Genomic DNA, 17,593 nt, shown 5'->3' on the forward strand with positions numbered 1-17,593 from the left:
TTTCTCATAAACTTTCCAATCTTCGTAATATACTGATCCGGATTCTTTAACTGATGCGTTGGCACATCCTTTGGTGTATCTATTCGCATGCTTCTAAACTTATAGATCTTAAACAGTTTGTTGTCTTTTCCTACTCGTTCCTGCTTAAACAGCACCGGTCCCGGTGATGTATACTTGATAATCATAGCCGTTATAATTAACACTGGAGATAAGACTACGATGCCTAATCCACTCAATACGACATCGATTCCTCTCTTCATGAAATGTCGATACATCTTCTTCCCTCCAAAATAAAAGCAAGAAGCTAGTTCTTGCTGATGATTTCTAATCCTACCTTTGCGGTCGTCTCTTCATTAAATAAGCTCACTTGTATATAGGCCATTCGTTTATGTCGGTCGATCTTTTGAATCATACCTTCTTTTCCTTTTAATGGTCCTTCTGTTACATAGATCTGTTCGCCTTCGATATACCCAATCGACATATCCACGATATGATCCTCTTTCGAAAAGTTCACTAGAAATACGACTTCCTCTTCTTTTAAGGGATAAATCTCTTCCTTTTTCTTACCAATCACCTTAGTAAAGTCCGGAATCTTCTTTAACTCATTAAACAGCTCCTCGATATGATCACTGATCAAAAAGACATAGCCTTTAAACAAAATCTGTTTGACTTTGTGCCATTGACCATGAAACTTCTTTTGTACATAGTATTCAGGAATAAAGCAGTCCTGCAATACCTCTTTACTAATCAAGCTGCGGCATTTATCAGCAATCTCTTTTTCATGACCGCTTCGGACTTGAATAACATACCAATTCATAAGCTTCCTCCTAAAAAAGAGTAGGCTTCGCCTATTGAACCTAAATCTTAAGTTCAACTCATGACACTATGACCCTGTCTATGACAAGACGTGACAATGCAACGATCTCCTCTTTCAACATTCCTATATACTTGATAACTGTCAATTATCCTTTATTGACAAAGAAGAATCATTGAAGGGGAGGGGAGTAGAAAATAAAAAAACTTCTCACCATTAGGTAAGAAGCTATTTAATATTATAATAAATGAATATCATGCTCTGCACATAAGCGTATCGTTTCTTCATCCCATAAAGAGGCTTGAACCTCACCGATATGCGCCTTTCTCAAAAAGAACATACACAAACGGCTTTGACCAATCCCTCCGCCAATACTTAACGGAAGAATATTATGAATGACATTTTGATGATAGGGGAGAGTTAAACGCTCATTTTCACCTGCTTTTTCCAGCTGTTCCTTTAAGGCTTTATCATCTACTCGGATTCCCATACTCGAGATCTCTAAGGCATCATCCAGTTGAGTATTATAAACCAGAATATCTCCATTCAAAGACCAGTCATCATAATCCGGAGCACGTCCATCATGTTTTTCACCAGAGTTTAATCGATCACCGATCTGTAAAATGCAAACAGCTTTTTGTTCCTTAGTAATCGCTCTTTCTCTTTCTTTTGAAGTCAAAGCAGGATAACGATCTTCTAATTCCTGAGAAGTAATAAAATAAATCTCATCCGGTAAAATAGATTCTCCCAACTGCGGATAATGACGGATCATTAAAAATTCCACATCTAACAAAGCATTATAGATTTTAGAAACAATTGCTTTAAAATATTCTAAATGACGGTCTTTTGAAGAAATAACCATTTCCCAATCCCATTGATCGACATACATGGAGTGAATATTATCCAATTCTTCATCTTTTCTAATCGCATTCATATCTGTATATAACCCCGTATGTCTCTCAAATCCATAACGATGCAAGGCATCTCTTTTCCATTTAGCCAAAGAATGAATAATCTCGATCTCATCATCATGATTTAATTCAAACGATTTGAAAGAAACCGGTTTTTCATTTCCGCTTAAATTATCATTCAATCCAGTATTTTTCAATAAAAAGAGTGGTGCGGAAACGCGGGTCAAACGCAGCTGTTCAGCTAATCTTCGTTCAAACGTATCCTTAATCATCTTAATTGCCACTTCAGTCTCGATTAAGTTCAAATATGCTTTATAGTTTTCTGGTACAATCATCTTACTCATACTATTCTCCCCCTGTATTTTTTACTATTATAATCTATATATTGTGATTGGTCAAAATATAATAATATTCTTTTATTGATATCGAAATTATTAGCCATGCATAAGGGTTAGATTGTAAGCATATTCTTTTAATAAAGAACATTTTTATGTTCATGATAGGGGAGCATCTGGTATGAAAACGATTTTTATTATACTATTTATAATTTTATTGATTCTTATTAGAAACAAATTAATAAAAACTTATCGTCATCATCGTTAAATGTGTTCATAAGAAAAAATCTCTATTTCAAGAGATTTTTTTATAGTAATTCTTTAGGATCAGTATAAGCCATTTCTAATGCGTCACTGACACCTTTAAAAGTAATTTTTCCCTTACATGTATTTAATCCCAGCAATAACCCATCGTCTTCTTTTAACGCTGCAATTCCTTTATCTGCAAGTTTAAGAATATATGGCAGAGTAGCGTTTGACAACGCCATTGTTGAGGTTCTAGGGACGGCTCCTGGCATATTCGCTACAGAATAATGCATGACACCAAATTTTTCAAAGTAAGGATCATCATGTGTTGTCGTATGATCCATAGTTTCAATGCAGCCACCTTGATCAATCGCTACATCAACAATCGCACTGCCTTTTTTCATTATCTGCACCATATCTTCGGTGATGATCTTAGGGGTTTTCGCTCCGGGAACGAGGACAGCGCCAATCACTAAATCTGCAGTTTTTAAAGCACGACGCAGATTATACTCGTTATTGTAAGCTGTATGAATAGTACCTCCGGAAATATCATCGATATATCCCATACGGCTGGCATTGATATCAAAGACCGTAACGATTGCGCCAAGTCCACATGCAATTTTAGCGGCATTAAGCCCTACCGTACCGCCGCCAATGATGACTACTTCTGCTGGAAAAACTCCAGGAACTCCGCCTAATAATAAGCCTCTTCCATTGTTGTTTTTTTGGAGCATAGTTGCCCCTACCTGAACAGCCATACGTCCGGCAACCTCACTCATCGGCGTTAATAACGGCAGTCCGCCATTAATGTCTCTAACTGTTTCGTAAGCAATTGCTGTCGTTTTAGAATCCAACAATGCCTGTGCAAAATCTGCATTATTGGCAATATGTAAATAAGTAAAGACCATCTGATCTTCACGCAGGTAATGATATTCACTAGGTAAATATTCTTTTACTTTCACGATCAGGTCAGCTTCAGCAAATACTTCTTCTACTGAAACAATTTTCGCTCCAGCTTCTAAATATTCTTCATCTTCAAATCCGCTTCCAATTCCCGCCATTGTTTCCACATAAACATCATGTCCTGCTTTACATAATGCAAAAACACCAGCCGGGGTACAAGAAACTCGATTCTCATTGTTTTTTATTTCTTTTGGGATTCCAATCTTCATAGTAGATCACACTCCTTTTGATAAGTGTAATTATATCATTATTATAGGGATAATTTCAACGAACCTTATCATTTTTTTATGATTAAAGGATTTATCTTTTCAAAAATTATGATGAAAACGACTTCATTTTCTGTCAATTATTCTGTCAGAGGATAGGAGAGTTCATTGCTTCCAGTTAAATATTATGGTAAAATTTATTCAGAAATATATAGAAAATTACGAATTATATAAGATAATATTTAATAAAAAAACATATAGAAATCATGAGGATCGCATTATGAGAAGGAAACGGCTGTTTAAAATTATTTCAATTATTGTTGTGATATCTCTTTTAGGAATCAGTGGCTGCAGTAAACGAAACGCTTATTCTTATGAAGTTCAAGATTCTGATGTTCACAATACCGAGGTTAATCTTACTTTTTATGGATTTAAATATGAGCCATTAAATGTTCAGGCGATAGAAAAAGCGCTTTATCATTATATGAATCAGCATGAGGAGATTTCAATTTCTTATGAGAGTATTAAAGGAGTCGCTTATTATGATATTTTAAAAAAGCGTATTAATACTCATAATGGAGATGATATTTTTATGGTAGATCAGGCAACCCTTCTAGAGTATAAAAATAAAGATATACTGGCAGATTTATCGGATTTATCGACTATCGATGATTTTAGCCCATTGGTAAAAAGTCAGATGGGTATTGATGGGGCGTTAAATTATGTTCCGACATCGATCTCTGCATTTGGACTTTACTGCAATGAGGATTTATTAAAGAAACACAATCAAAAAATTCCTACTAATTGGGATGAGTTTAAAAAGGTATGTGATTACTTTGTACAACAAGGAATTACACCAATTGTGGCGAATAATGATATTTCTTTAAAAACGATCGTTATTGCTAAAGGAATGTATTCTGTTTATCAGAGTGATAGCAGCAAAGAAGAAATAGAAAAGTTTAATTCAGGAGAAAAGGATTTAGCTGAGGCATTGCGCTCTGGATTTGAGCTTGTGGAAACAATGCTGAAAAGTGACTATATTAATAAGGAAGAAGCACAGCATATAGAAAAAACAAAAGGCGATTTAGAAATATTTGCGAAAGGGGAACAGCCATTCATGCTGACCGGGGCATGGGCGGCTCCGCGATTACGTGATTTAAATCCTAATTTTTCTTTTACCATTCAGCCTTATCCGATCATGGAAGACGGCTGTGCCATGGTGATTAATGTGGATACTAGAATTAGTGTTAATGCAAATAGCCCATATTTGAAAGAAGCAAAGAAATTTGTAGAATACTTAACACAAAAAGATGTCATGTGGGACTTTGTTAACAGTATGAGTTCATTTAGTCCGTTGGAAGATGAAAGAGCTTCGGAGGATGTGGCTGTACAGAGTTTGAGCCCTTATTTGACCAATGGAAGAAGTGTATTAGGAACAGATGATAATTTAGATTATCCGATTTGGAATCTCACACGTACGTGTATTGAAAAAATGCTGGCAGGTCAATCCAGTGAGGAAGTTGTTGCGTATTTGGACGGACAAATAAGACAGTACAGAGAAGAGGCGTCATGATATGAAGATGAAAACTAAATCCGTTTTTATTGTTTTATCTATTCTTTCTGCAATTGGGATATTAGTGGCCTCATTTATTTTCACTGATGGTGTGAAATCATTGCTTTGGGATAAATCGGTAACGGATATTTTGGAAGTGACAGAGCAGGGGAAACATGCATTAGATACGTTCATTGATAAGGATTACGATACTCTTCATCTATTTGCCGGTGAGTTAAGCGGGGTGGAATCTACTGACAAAGATTCTATCCAGCGGATATTAAATGTATTTGATGATGAGACGACTTCTTTTTATTGTGTTAATTTGGATACAGGTGAATCGTATTCAGATAATATGGATATACCGATAGTAGGTGAAGAACGGCGTCAGGAGCTTTTAGGAATGCGTTCTGATGGAATTAGGGAGCCGTTTTATGATAGTTATACAGGAGTTCGTTCGATTGGGGTTTATGAACACTTTACTTTTGCTGATGGAACGCATGGACTGGTACAGAAAACGAGATCGGTAAAATCCATTCGAGATCATTTCACTTTATCATTTTACAATAATACTGGATTTTCTTATATTATTAATTTAGACGGGGATGTATTAATACGTTCATTACATAAAAACAGTAACCGTACTATTCAGAATTTATTTGATATGATTAATATGGAGGGAAATAATAAAGCACTTAGCTCTGATGTCAAAGAACAACTATCATTAAAACATTCCGGTGCGTCCCAATTTTTCTATAAAGGCGAGGATTATATCTTTACCTATGTACCGATGGAGAATGGCGATAATTGGTATGTTGTATCTATTATTCCAAGTCAGGTTGTGATGAAACAGGCGAATACGATCATCGATCGAACAATGAGGTTATGTATTTTTATTATGATTTGTTTGGCTGTATTGGGTTACGTTTATCATTGGAACTCTGCAAAACAAAAGAAAAAAATTGAGAAATTAGCTTTTTATGATCAGCTGACAGGATTATATCGTTATGAAAAATTTCTGATTGATGGGGAAGCGCGCCTAAGCGGCGGGGATATGGATATTGCCGTACTTTATATAGATATTCTCGGTTTTAAATTATTGAATGATATTGAAGGGTATAATTATGGGGATACAGTATTAAAATATATGGCAGATGTGCTGAGACAAATTTCACATTCCAAAGATATTAGCTGTCGTATATCGGGAGATGATTTCTTACTGATGATTGAATATAAAAAAAGAGAGGATATTTTGGAATTATGTCAAAATATTATTAATCAAGTAGAGAGTGGGTTTGATCAGGAAAAGAAATTTAAAGTACGCATAGGTATATGTTTGATTGAGGATGCTAAAGAAACGAATATTAATGGAATTATTGATCGAGCAAAGATGGCGCAGACGGGGGTTAAAGAAGACTCCAGTATCTCTTATCAATTCTATAATAAAACAATGCGGGAAGCATTGCTGCGTGATGCACAGATGGAACAAAGTATGGTGCAGGCATTGGATAATGGTGAGTTTATTTATATGATTCAGCCTAAGTATTCATTAGACGGATCAAAGATTTTGGGTGGAGAAGCACTGGTTCGCTGGCAAAAACCTGATGGTCAGTTCATTAGTCCGGGAGAATTTATTCCGTTGTTTGAGCGTAACGGTTTTATTCGTCAGTTGGATGAATATGTATTCACGAAAGTGTGTGAAGATTTACATGAACGTATTCAAAAGAAACAGAAAATTGTACCTATTTCGGTCAATGTATCACGTGTTCATTTATATTCAGAAAACTTTGCAGAGCGTTATAACAGAATTAAAGATATGTATGAAATACCTGATAATTTGATTGAATTAGAATTGACAGAAAGCATTCTTTTAGAAAATACAAAAGAAATATTCAACATCTTGGAACAGCTGAAAAAATATGGTTTCTTATGTTCTATCGATGATTTTGGTTCTGGCTATTCTTCTTTAAATACGTTAAAGGATTTGCCGGTTGATATTGTGAAATTAGATAAAGTATTCTTTGATCAAAGTGATCATCAGGATCGTAAAATTGTGATTCTAAAGAGTATGATTGACATGGCAAAACAGCTTTATATGAAAGTTGTGGCAGAAGGCATAGAAGAGGATGAACAGCTGGAAATGCTGAAAAATACAGGGTGTGATATGGTTCAGGGATTTATCTATTCAAAACCATGTATCATTGATGATTTTTATCAGCACCTCGAAAAATAAATTATAAAAAGCACCGTGTCTATTGGAGTTTTGAAGTAAACCAATAGCTAAGGTGCTTTTTATTTTATCTAAATAATCTATAATCAGATTGTTGTAGAATGAAACAAAACACAGGAAGAAATAACCTGTATCCTTTAGGTACTCGTTCCTGTGTGGTTTAACTGTATTTATCAATTGTCTATTAAAAATGATTATTCGCTTACCTTTGCACTTTGAAGGACTAACTGACTGGCTTTCAAACGATTGAAGTCACGTTTTAAATCATCAGCTTGAATTCTTTCCAACACTTGTTCTTTTGTCATTTGATTTTGCTGAGCAATCATTTCAATTTGCTGATCTACTTCTTCATCGGTTGTCGAAATATTTTCAACACGAACGATTTCATCAATAATCAATTCAAATTTAGCTTGTTGTTTTGCAGATGGTTCTAATTGTTGTTTTAAAGTTTCATCTGTCATTCCCATCATCTGCAGATATTGTTCTAACTGCATTCCTTGCTGGGCTAAATCCATTTTAATATGCTGGATATGTTGTTCCATTGCCTTTTGCATATCTTCTTCACTCACTTCAACATCACTTCCTTGAATTAATTGATCAAAAATAGTGTTTTCTACATTCGTTCTATAAGCTTGATCATGTTGAGACTGGATATGGGCTCTCATTTGGTTTTTCAGATCTTCAACAGTGTTTGTTTCGGGAATATTTAAAGAAGTGACAAACTCATCGTTCAATTCAGATTCTTGTTTATTTTCGATTTTATGAAGCTTTACTTTAAACACAACATCTGCTCCGGCTAAATCAGCCATTCCATAATTTTCCGGGAAAGTTAAATTTAAATCTCTTGTTTCTCCCTTTTTCATACCGATCAATTGTTCCTCAAAACCAGGAATAAACTGACCTGATCCGATTTCTAATTGATGTCCTTCTGCTTTTCCACCATCGAATGCGACACCATCTTTGAATCCTTCAAAATCGATCGTTGTCATATCACCATGAGCAACTTCACCGTCTTTTTCTACGAAAGTAGGGCTTTGTGCTACCATTGCTTGAATTTGTTGATTGACTTCTTCTTCTGTTGCTGTTTGTTTTTCAATTTTAACTTCAATTCCTTTATATTGTGCTAATTTATTTACTTTTCCCATTATTCTGTTCCTTTCAATTTCGTTATGTGCCTATTGTACCATATTGTAGGATATATAAGAATAATTTGTTGCTAAAAATAAAAAATATTCAACTTTAGGGGTTAAAGTTAAATAGCGGTAAATATTTAGATAGACATAAAACATGGCTTGATGATATTATAGATATTAATGTGAATGAAAGAAAAGGAGGAGAGTTCATGGAACCAAAGCATCAAAGAAGAGTCCGCTATAAAGGAACACATCCTAAACGTTATGATGAGAAATATAAAGAACTAAATCCGGAACTATATCCTGAGACGATAGAGAAAGTAATTAAGAAGGGGAGTACACCGGTAGGTATGCACTTATCTATCATGGTGAATGAAATCTTAGAGTTTTTGGATATTCAAGAAGGACAAATCGGATTGGATTGTACGCTAGGCTATGGCGGCCATACACTAAAAATGCTTGAACGTTTAAATCACACCGGTCATTTATATGCGTTGGATATTGATCCGATTGAAAGTGTGAAAACAAAAGAACGTTTGTTAAATAAAGGTTATGGGGAAGATGCTCTAACGATTAAGCATTGTAACTTCAAGAATATCGATTTTATATCTAGAGAAGTGGGATTGTTTGATTTTGTTTTAGCTGATCTTGGTGTATCTTCAATGCAGATTGATAATCCTGAGCGGGGATTTTCATATAAGAAAGAAGGACCGTTAGATCTAAGACTGAATCCTCAAAAAGGAATACCGGCATCACAAAGGCTGAAGGAATTAAACAAAGCCCAGCTAGAACAGCTTCTGATAGAGAATTCTGATGAGCCATATGCGAAAGAAATCGCCGGAAATATTGACTCTTATTTAAAAGCGGGGCAACCTATTGAGACGACAATACAACTGTATAAAATCATCGAAAAGAGCTTATCTTTTATTTCGGGCAATGAAAGAAAAGAAGTAGTAAAAAAATCTGCTGCCAGAGTATTTCAAGCTCTTCGTATTGAAGTGAACAGTGAATTTGATGTTCTCTATGAGTTTATGGAAAAACTGCCTTTTATTTTAAAACCGGGAGGAAAAGCGGTAATTCTGACCTTTCATTCCGGAGAAGACCGTATCGTGAAAAAAGCATTTAAGGAAATGAAAAATCTGGGAATTTACAGTGATGTGGCAAGGGAAGTGATCCGTCCCGGAAAAGAGGAATGCCGCATTAATTCTCGCGCTAAATCCACTAAAATGAGATGGGCGATTAAAGCATAGGATTATATACCAAAAATTGTGTCGGCAATATATTAGCGGCACAATTTTTATTTTCTTTATTTGTCTATAAAAAAATCTCAAACCCTATAGGATTTGAGACTCTGTTGTAATTTGGTGCGGGTGACAGGACTTGAACCTGCATGCCATAGGCGCTAGATCCTAAGTCTAGTGCGTCTGCCAGTTTCGCCACACCCGCATGTATATTTAATTAAAATGGTGACCCGCAGGCGACTCGAACGCCTGACCCTCTGATTAAAAGTCAGATGCTCTACCGACTGAGCTAGCGGGTCATTTAATATGGTGCCGGCTAAAGGACTTGAACCCTCAACCTACTGATTACAAGTCAGTTGCTCTACCAATTGAGCTAAGTCGGCAAAAAAATGGTGGAGGTTAACGGGCTCGAACCGCTGACCCTCTGCTTGTAAGGCAGATGCTCTCCCAACTGAGCTAAACCTCCGAAAAATGGTGACCTGTACGGGATTCGAACCCGTGAATGCATGCGTGAAAGGCATGTGAGTTAACCGTTTCTCCAACAGGCCACATGGCGCTTGAAGTAGGACTCGAACCTACGACCGATCGGTTAACAGCCGATTGCTCTACCAACTGAGCTATTCAAGCATTTCCAGTGCTTTTAAATAATAGCATGGATGAAACCTAATTGCAACACTTTTTTTACATTTGTGCTAAAACTAGTAACATTCCGGCAATAAACATCACCGCAAAGATAATATTCTTCTCTAATTCGGCTGTCATCGTGAATCCCCCTTTACATATACTATACATTAATATCTTTAACAATTTTTAAAGAAATTATTAAAAATTTTAAAATAATAGTTATGTACCCCCGTGCAAAAATAAAAACGTTGTTCCCAACGCTGATTTTAAATGGTGACCCGTACGGGATTCGAACCCGTGAATGCATGCGTGAAAGGCATGTGAGTTAACCGTTTCTCCAACAGGCCACATGGCGCTTGAAGTAGGACTCGAACCTACGACCGATCGGTTAACAGCCGATTGCTCTACCAACTGAGCTATTCAAGCATTTCTAATGCCTATTTATAATATCATGACATAATTATAAATGCAACACTTTTTATTACTTTTTTTATACTTGACCAGCTCATCAGATTATGGCACTATAAAGCCATAAAAAGAAGGTGAAATAATGACACTGCAGCAATTAAAATATATTCTTACAACAGCCAAATGCGGTTCTATTAATGAAGCAGCAAAATCGCTGTTTATTTCACAGCCCAGTTTATCCAATGCCATAAAAGAATTAGAGGATGAACTGGCAATCACTATTTTTCAAAGAACGAATAAGGGGATTCATTTATCGGAAGAGGGGATAGAGTTTTTAAGCTATGCAAAACAGGTTTATGAACAGGTTGAACTGTTAGAAAGCCGCTATCATAGTAAAAAACTGTTTCCTCAGCATTTCTCGGTATCTGCACAGCATTATGCGTTTGCGGTGAATGCTTTTGTCGAGCTGGTAGAAAAATATGCCAATAATGAATATGAATTTACTTTGCGGGAAACACGAACCTATGAGATCATCGATGATTTAAAGAACCTGAGAAGTGAAGTAGGGGTACTCTATTTAAATGCTTTTAATGAAAAGGTAATTCGAAAACTAATAAAAGAAGCTTCATTAGAGTTTCATCCTTTATTTTTAGCCTCGGCTCATGTTTTTATCAGTGCTATGCATCCTCTTGCTTCCAAAAATAAAATAACTCTGGAAGATTTAGAAGAGTATCCTTATTTATCTTTTGAACAGGGCGAATACAATTCTTTTCATTTTTCTGAAGAAATTCTCAGTACAATCTCCAGAAAAAAGAATATTAAAGTCAGTGACCGTGCTACCTTATTTAATCTCTTAATTGGATTGAACGGATACACGATTTCTACCGGAGTATTAAGTTCAGATTTAAATGGCAACAGTATCATTGCAGTGCCTTTAGAAATAGAAGACAAGCTGTCCGTAGGGTATCTGACACATAAGAATATGACCTTATCTAAATTAGCGATCGAATATATTGAGCGTTTAAAAGCAGTCATTGAAAATGAAATAACAAATAAAAATTCACAGATTTAATGATCTGTGAATTTTTTTATTTAAGCTAAATGTCCTTTGTTTTTAATGACTTCAATCACTTCAGTAACATATTTTTGACAAATATCATCGGTTTCTGCTTCTACCATGACACGGATTACCGGTTCAGTTCCACTTTCACGAAGTAAGATACGTCCATTATCCCCTAAAGCTTTGCTGACACGATCGACAGCTGCTTGAACATCGGCATCTTCTCTTGCATCTGGTTTGCTTTTTACTTTAACGTTCTTTAATAATTGCGGATAAATTGTGACAGGTTCAATTAATTGAGCCAATGTTTTCTTTGTTTCTACAATAGTTTCCATGACCTTCAATGAAGTTAAGATTCCATCACCCGTTGTTGCATGTTTAGAGAAGATAATATGACCGGATTGCTCTCCGCCAATGCAGTGACCATTGTTTACCATATTTTCATACACGTATTTATCACCAACGGCGGTCTTTTCATAACTGATATTTAATTCATCAAGTGCTTTGTATAAACCAAGATTAGACATGATCGTTGTAACGATTGTATCGTTGATTAATTCTCCATGCTGTTTCATATAAGTACCACAGACATAAAGAATTAAATCTCCGTCAATTACACGTCCGAATTCATCAACAGCGATACAGCGGTCTGCATCTCCGTCATAGGCAAACCCGACATCCAAGCCATTGTCACGAACAAATTGCTGTAAGACTTCAATGTGAGTAGAGCCACAGTTTGTATTAATATTTAATCCATCAGGATCGTTGTTGATGACATAGGTTTTAGCTCCTAAAGCATCAAATACAGATTTAGCGATTGCGCTGGCACTTCCGTTGGCTAAATCCAAACCAACTTTGAAGTTTTTAAATGAACGTGTTGGAATCGTCATTAAATAACCAATATAACGGTTTCTTCCCATTGAATAATCAACAGTTCTTCCGATGTTTTCTTTTGTAGCAAAAGGTATTTCTTCACATTCACCATCAATATAGCGTTCAATTAATTCTTCAACTTCAGCTTCTAATTTCGCCCCGTTAGAATTAATAACTTTAATTCCGTTATCATAGAAAGGGTTGTGAGATGCACTAATCATGATTCCTGCATCAAAATCTTCGCTTCTTACCACGTAAGAAACAGAAGGGGTTGTTGTTACGTGCAGCAGATAAACATCTGCTCCGCTTGCTGTCAGTCCGGCTACTAATGAGTATTCAAACATATAGCTTGATCTTCTTGTATCTTTTCCGATGACAATTTTAGCTTTCTTTTCTTTACCGTAGTACCACCCTAAATAGCGTCCTACTTTATATGCATGTTCCACAGTTAAATCAACATTTGCTTCTCCGCGGAATCCATCTGTTCCAAAATATTTTCCCATTGGACAATCTCCTTTTTTATTTTCTATAACATTATAATACCATAAGTCACATAATATTTTCAAATTATGATAATTCTATGATATAGGTGGCTTTAAAATAAAAAATTCGTATAATGGGGTATGTTATAAATTGGGAAGGAATAGAAGTAGCGCCAGGTCTTAATAAAGATGACGAGGACTTAACTTATCGAAATATTCGGCGGATGGTTAAGAGGTAGGCATACTACCTGAACGGTGGACAAAAATAGTGAGTGATCATTAAACAAATCCACTTGGTATGCCCCATTTATAACAAATATTATAATGGAGGTATATACAATGTGCGGAATAACTGCCATCAGTACAAAAAAAGAAGCATTACCCTTTTTACTGCAGGGATTAGAAAAATTGGAATATCGTGGGTATGATTCAGCGGGAGTGACAATTTTAAGTCAGCATCAGTTAAAAACAGTGAAAACTAAAGGAAGATTAAAAGATTTAAAAGAAGCGTTAAGCGATCAAGTGTTAAAGGGTCAGGTGGGAATCGGACATACCCGCTGGGCAACACATGGTATTCCCTCGAATCTGAATTCTCATCCTCATACCAATGAAGAGGAAACGATATCGATCGTGCATAATGGAATTATTGAAAACTATCGTGAATTAAAAAGCTTTTTATTAGAAAAAGGCTATCATTTTAATTCAGAAACCGATAGCGAGGTAGTTGTCCATTTATTAGATTATTATTATGAAGGAGATATTTTAAAAGCACTGCAAAAGGTGTTAACACAGTTAGAAGGAAGCTATGCTTTATGTGTCGTCACAACAAATCATCCTGACGAGGTTGTGATTACGAAAAAAGACAGTCCGATTGTCATTGGAAAAAGTGACAGCGGTACTTACGGAGCCAGTGATATTCCGGCTTTATTGGAATATACGAAAGAAGTATATTTTTTAAATGACCATGATATTGCGGTTTTACACCCCGATCATGTTGATTTTTATGATTCTAACTTAAAACCGATTGAAAAGGAACTGGTGACGATCCCTTACGATCATGAAGCGGCGCAAAAAGACGGTTATGATACGTTTATGCTTAAAGAAATACATGAACAGCCTCATGTGATTAAAGAGACATTACGTGGAAGAATCAATCAGGATCAAGTGGTTTTAGATGAATTGACAGCGATTGATTTTTCTAAATTCAATAAAGCGTATTTTGTTGCCTGCGGAACAGCTTATCATGCGTGTTTATCAGGAGCTAATATTTTTGAAAGAATGACCAAGATACCGGTAATCTGTCAGGTAGCTTCAGAATTCAGATATAATGATTCGGCAATTGATGAACATACATTATGTTTATTTGTTTCTCAGTCTGGGGAAACTGCGGATACCTTGGCTGCACTGCGTTTAGCTAAAAAACAGCAGTCGACAACTATTGCCGTTGCGAATGTTTTAGGAAGTACAATCAGCCGAGAAGCGGATTATACAATTTATACGTGTGCAGGACCGGAAATTGCAGTCGCTTCAACAAAAGCCTACACCACACAGTTAGTGGTTTTAATGCTGCTGGCAATGTATGCCGCTCAGCGTTTAAATAAAAAAATTGATTTATATCAGGAGCTTATTCAAAATCTGATGAAGCTTCCGGAAATTGTGGAAAAAGTATTAGAAGATGAATCTTTGTTTGCCAATTATGCCAAATACTTAAAAGAGGCGCATGATGCTTATTTTATTGGCAGAAGCTTGGATTATGCTTCGGTTTTAGAAGGGGCATTGAAATTAAAAGAAGTGTCTTATGTGCATGCCGATGCATATATCGCCGGTGAATTAAAACATGGTCCGATTGCCTTGATTGAAGAAGGTTCTGTATTGTTTGCAGTTGCTTCTCAGCCTCATATTGCCGCTAAAACCATCAGCAATATTCAAGAAACGATTGCCAGAGGTGCCAATGTTATTTTATTTACACTGCGTGGCATGGAAATTAACAATGCCAGTGAAACCTATATCTTACCGGATATTCACCCTTTGCTGCAATCGATTATCGTAGCGGTCCCGCTGCAGTTGATTGCTTACTATACAGCTTGTTTAAAAGGCTGCGATGTGGATAAACCAAGAAACCTTGCTAAAAGTGTTACTGTAGAATAAGCTTGTATGAGCTTATTCTTTTTTATGCTATAATGGACGTTAAAGGAGGGTGAAGATGATTCTATTTATATTATTGTTCTTAATCCTTTATATAGGGATTCAGTATTTATTAGAAAAACGCCTATATCTTTCGATTATGCGTTTCCATATACCAAAACGAGGATTTCAAGTTGTATTTTGGTTTATAGCGCTCAGTTATGTGTTATACCAAATCTTTCATGCCTACTTGCCAAAACTGATTCGGGTACCACTTGCTTATATAGGGTCTTATTATTTAGGATTTTTATTTTATTGCTTACTATTTTTTACAATCTGTTATTTTATTCATCGTTTTATTAAAGTAAAATGGGATCTCTATCTCTTATCACTGATCCTTATTATTGGAGTGATCTTTCCGCTCGGTATCTATCAGCAGCATCATATTCTTACTAAAGAATACAATATCATTTCCCATAAAGTAGATCAGGATTATACAATTGCATTAGTGACAGATCTGCATTTGGGTGATTTGATTGGCACTTCACGGTTAAACAAGATGATCGATGCAATCAATGCCACACAGCCGGATCTTATCTTAATTGCCGGCGATTTGATTGATTCAGACTATGCCCCTGTTAAAGAAGGGAATATGCTTCAAAATCTGACACGATTAAAAAGCCGATTAGGCGTTTATATGACAATGGGGAATCATGATTTTTATACCGGAGAGATTCCGGAAGTTAAAGATGAACTGATGCGTTTAGGAATCCAAGTTTTAGAAGATGAAAGTATCTTATTAGAAGATCAGCTGGTGATTATCGGAAGAGACGATGTCTCATATGACGAAAAACAATTAAGTTCATTTATAGATGCAGCACAATTAGGAAAATTCAATATAGTCATGGATCATAATCCTAAACGAGTAAGAGAAAGCGTAGATTTAAATATCGATATGCAAGTTTCGGGACATACTCATAACGGTCAGCTTTATCCTTTAAATTATGCAATTGATATTTTATTTGAAGTTGGGTATGGACATCGTAAAATCGAGCAGACAGATGTTTTTGTCAGTGGTGGAATTGGCGGTTGGGGACCTCAGCTGAGAACCTCTTCCAATGCGGAATTTACATTGATCCATGTTGAGGCAGAAGATTAAGGAGGAAAAATCATGGCAATAAAACTGATCGTAACGGATTTGGATGGAACATTGCTGTCAAATAAAAAGATTTTAACAGATAAAACAAAACAGACTTTGATTAAGGCTCAGCAGCAGGGGATCAGAGTTGTCTTGGCAACCGGACGTAATTATCGCTCTTTAGAGAAAATCTACAAAGAATTAAAAATTGATGAATTTAAGACTGGAGCGATCATCGGTGTCAATGGACAGGAAACCTATTTTTTTGATGATGATACTTATGAAAAAGGAACGATGCTGACAGGGGAGCAAAGCATGAAGCTGGTTCGTTTTGGAAATCGTTTATTATTTGAGGTTATGGTGATGAATGATCATCAGGTGAAGGACTGTATTTCTAAAGCATTGTTTTTTTGCAAAAAAATTGCTTTTAAGATCATACATCAAAAGGTAACGGAAAATTTTGAAGGACAGATGGATGGACATATCTTTATTACGAAAAAAGAGGTGATCGATCATGATGTGAATAAAGTAGGGTATTCACAGGTGCCTCTTTATACACGTTTATTATTGCCTTATATAAGAAAGAAACTAAGTCGGGAATATGATGTTCTGGTTGTGTCTAAGGGGTGGCTGGAAATCATGCCGAAAGGGGTTAATAAAGGTGCCGGACTTAAAAAGGTCATGGAACATTTCAAGATTGAAAAAGAAGAAGTGATGGTGTTTGGCGATGGTGAAAATGACATCAGCATGTTGGAAATCATTCCCAATTCATATGCCCCGGCTAACGCTTTAGAAAGTGTGAAAAAGGTTGCTAAATACAGCTGTTTTAGTAATGAAGACGAGGGTGTGGCATGTGTGGTTGAAAGTCTTCTGCAGGAGTCAGTGGTGAAATAACTGCCAATTAATTTGGCAAATTCAAGTATGGAGATATGCTGAAATGTCAATATAATAGAGGTTGTAAGTAAGGCTTACATCAATCTTTCAAAAATGAATATGCTCAAACAATTAGGGGAGTTTGTCTGCCCCTTTTTGTTTTTGTTGAAAAATGACTGTTTTAAATATTAGAAGAAAGACAATAGCTTTTATTTTCCACTTTTTTTGGAAATTTCATAGTTTGAGGTATGTCTCTTGAATGCCTATAATATGGAATGTAAACGTTACCAAAAGACGCTACATAAATTTCACGGGGAGGAAAAAGGACAATGAAATTTTTGGAAGAAAAATTTGTCCCTCTTGCAGCTAGAATCGGGTCA

The 17,593-nt window shown here is 35.9% G+C and carries 14 protein-coding genes and 8 tRNA genes; 7 read left to right on the forward strand and 15 right to left on the reverse strand.

The features are described 5' to 3' along the window. The 4 genes from ACLRVU_RS15160 to ald all read right to left on the reverse strand — a co-directional run. A partial coding sequence (locus tag ACLRVU_RS15160; protein WP_412892344.1) for a sugar transferase occupies window positions 1-275 on the reverse strand: 275 nt, incomplete at its 3' end. A 29-nt stretch (window positions 276-304) separates the two neighbouring features. Then, complete coding sequence (gene loaP / locus ACLRVU_RS15165; RefSeq protein ID WP_412892345.1) at window positions 305-817, reverse strand: antiterminator LoaP; 513 nt, start codon at window positions 815-817, stop codon at window positions 305-307. Between the two features lie 235 nt (window positions 818-1,052). Further along, window positions 1,053-2,069, reverse strand: a complete 1,017-nt coding sequence (asnA, locus tag ACLRVU_RS15170) for an aspartate--ammonia ligase (protein WP_412892346.1) — start codon at window positions 2,067-2,069, stop codon at window positions 1,053-1,055. 299 nt (window positions 2,070-2,368) lie between these two features. Then, entirely contained in the window at window positions 2,369-3,478 is a 1,110-nt protein-coding gene (gene ald / locus ACLRVU_RS15175) for an alanine dehydrogenase (protein WP_412892347.1), read from the reverse strand. Window positions 3,479-3,755: 277 nt separating this feature from the next. Here ald and ACLRVU_RS15180 point away from each other — a divergent pair, with 277 nt between their 5' ends. Together ACLRVU_RS15180 and ACLRVU_RS15185 are read left to right on the forward strand one after the other, a co-directional pair. Continuing rightward, window positions 3,756-5,048, forward strand: coding sequence for an ABC transporter substrate-binding protein (locus ACLRVU_RS15180; RefSeq protein ID WP_412892348.1), 1,293 nt, complete (start codon window positions 3,756-3,758; stop codon window positions 5,046-5,048). Window position 5,049: 1 nt separating this feature from the next. Continuing rightward, the gene (locus tag ACLRVU_RS15185; protein WP_412892349.1) at window positions 5,050-7,260 is read left to right on the forward strand and encodes an EAL domain-containing protein; all 2,211 of its coding nucleotides are present in this window, start codon (window positions 5,050-5,052) and stop codon (window positions 7,258-7,260) included. 191 nt (window positions 7,261-7,451) lie between these two features. On the opposite strand, the gene tig is transcribed toward ACLRVU_RS15185, so the two are convergent. Beyond that, window positions 7,452-8,402, reverse strand: coding sequence for a trigger factor (gene tig / locus ACLRVU_RS15190; RefSeq protein ID WP_412892350.1), 951 nt, complete (start codon window positions 8,400-8,402; stop codon window positions 7,452-7,454). A gap of 197 nt (window positions 8,403-8,599) precedes the next feature. Between tig and rsmH the strand changes: the two genes are divergently transcribed. After that, a complete protein-coding gene (rsmH, locus tag ACLRVU_RS15195) occupies window positions 8,600-9,640 on the forward strand; it encodes a 16S rRNA (cytosine(1402)-N(4))-methyltransferase RsmH (protein ID WP_412892351.1) in 1,041 nt (346 codons plus the stop codon). Between the two features lie 112 nt (window positions 9,641-9,752). Here rsmH and ACLRVU_RS15200 read toward each other — a convergent pair. The 8 genes from ACLRVU_RS15200 to ACLRVU_RS15235 form a co-directional block, all read right to left on the reverse strand. After that, window positions 9,753-9,836, reverse strand: a tRNA-Leu gene (locus ACLRVU_RS15200). A gap of 18 nt (window positions 9,837-9,854) precedes the next feature. Next, window positions 9,855-9,930 (reverse strand) — tRNA-Lys (locus ACLRVU_RS15205). 8 nt (window positions 9,931-9,938) lie between these two features. Then, window positions 9,939-10,014, reverse strand: a tRNA-Thr gene (locus ACLRVU_RS15210). 7 nt (window positions 10,015-10,021) lie between these two features. Beyond that, a tRNA-Val gene (locus ACLRVU_RS15215) sits at window positions 10,022-10,097 on the reverse strand. A 6-nt stretch (window positions 10,098-10,103) separates the two neighbouring features. Then, a tRNA-Glu gene (locus ACLRVU_RS15220) sits at window positions 10,104-10,179 on the reverse strand. Window positions 10,180-10,182: 3 nt separating this feature from the next. Beyond that, window positions 10,183-10,258: transfer RNA gene (locus ACLRVU_RS15225), tRNA-Asn, on the reverse strand. 268 nt (window positions 10,259-10,526) lie between these two features. Then, window positions 10,527-10,602: transfer RNA gene (locus tag ACLRVU_RS15230), tRNA-Glu, on the reverse strand. Between the two features lie 3 nt (window positions 10,603-10,605). Continuing rightward, window positions 10,606-10,681 (reverse strand) — tRNA-Asn (locus tag ACLRVU_RS15235). A 124-nt stretch (window positions 10,682-10,805) separates the two neighbouring features. Between ACLRVU_RS15235 and ACLRVU_RS15240 the strand changes: the two genes are divergently transcribed. Next, window positions 10,806-11,735, forward strand: a complete 930-nt coding sequence (locus ACLRVU_RS15240; RefSeq protein ID WP_412892352.1) for a LysR family transcriptional regulator — start codon at window positions 10,806-10,808, stop codon at window positions 11,733-11,735. Between the two features lie 20 nt (window positions 11,736-11,755). Here the strand turns inward: ACLRVU_RS15240 and glmM are convergent, their stop codons facing one another. Further along, complete coding sequence (gene glmM, locus ACLRVU_RS15245) at window positions 11,756-13,099, reverse strand: phosphoglucosamine mutase (protein WP_412892353.1); 1,344 nt, start codon at window positions 13,097-13,099, stop codon at window positions 11,756-11,758. Between the two features lie 318 nt (window positions 13,100-13,417). On the opposite strand from glmM, the gene glmS reads away from it, so the two are divergent. Genes glmS through ACLRVU_RS15260 form a run of 3 tightly spaced genes read left to right on the forward strand, consistent with a single transcriptional unit; the run spans window position 13,418 to window position 17,234 of the window. Then, the gene (gene glmS, locus ACLRVU_RS15250; protein WP_412892354.1) at window positions 13,418-15,226 is read left to right on the forward strand and encodes a glutamine--fructose-6-phosphate transaminase (isomerizing); all 1,809 of its coding nucleotides are present in this window, start codon (window positions 13,418-13,420) and stop codon (window positions 15,224-15,226) included. Between the two features lie 55 nt (window positions 15,227-15,281). Then, entirely contained in the window at window positions 15,282-16,361 is a 1,080-nt protein-coding gene (locus ACLRVU_RS15255; protein WP_412892355.1) for a metallophosphoesterase, read from the forward strand. Window positions 16,362-16,373: 12 nt separating this feature from the next. Continuing rightward, a complete protein-coding gene (locus tag ACLRVU_RS15260; RefSeq protein WP_412892356.1) occupies window positions 16,374-17,234 on the forward strand; it encodes a Cof-type HAD-IIB family hydrolase in 861 nt (286 codons plus the stop codon). A 160-nt stretch (window positions 17,235-17,394) separates the two neighbouring features. Here ACLRVU_RS15260 and ACLRVU_RS15265 read toward each other — a convergent pair. After that, on the reverse strand, window positions 17,395-17,593 hold a 199-nt coding region (locus ACLRVU_RS15265; protein WP_412892357.1), incomplete at its 5' end, for a hypothetical protein.

It is taken from the genome of Beduini sp., from assembly GCF_047239305.1.
Lineage (GTDB): Bacteria > Bacillota_I > Bacilli_A > Erysipelotrichales > Coprobacillaceae > Beduini.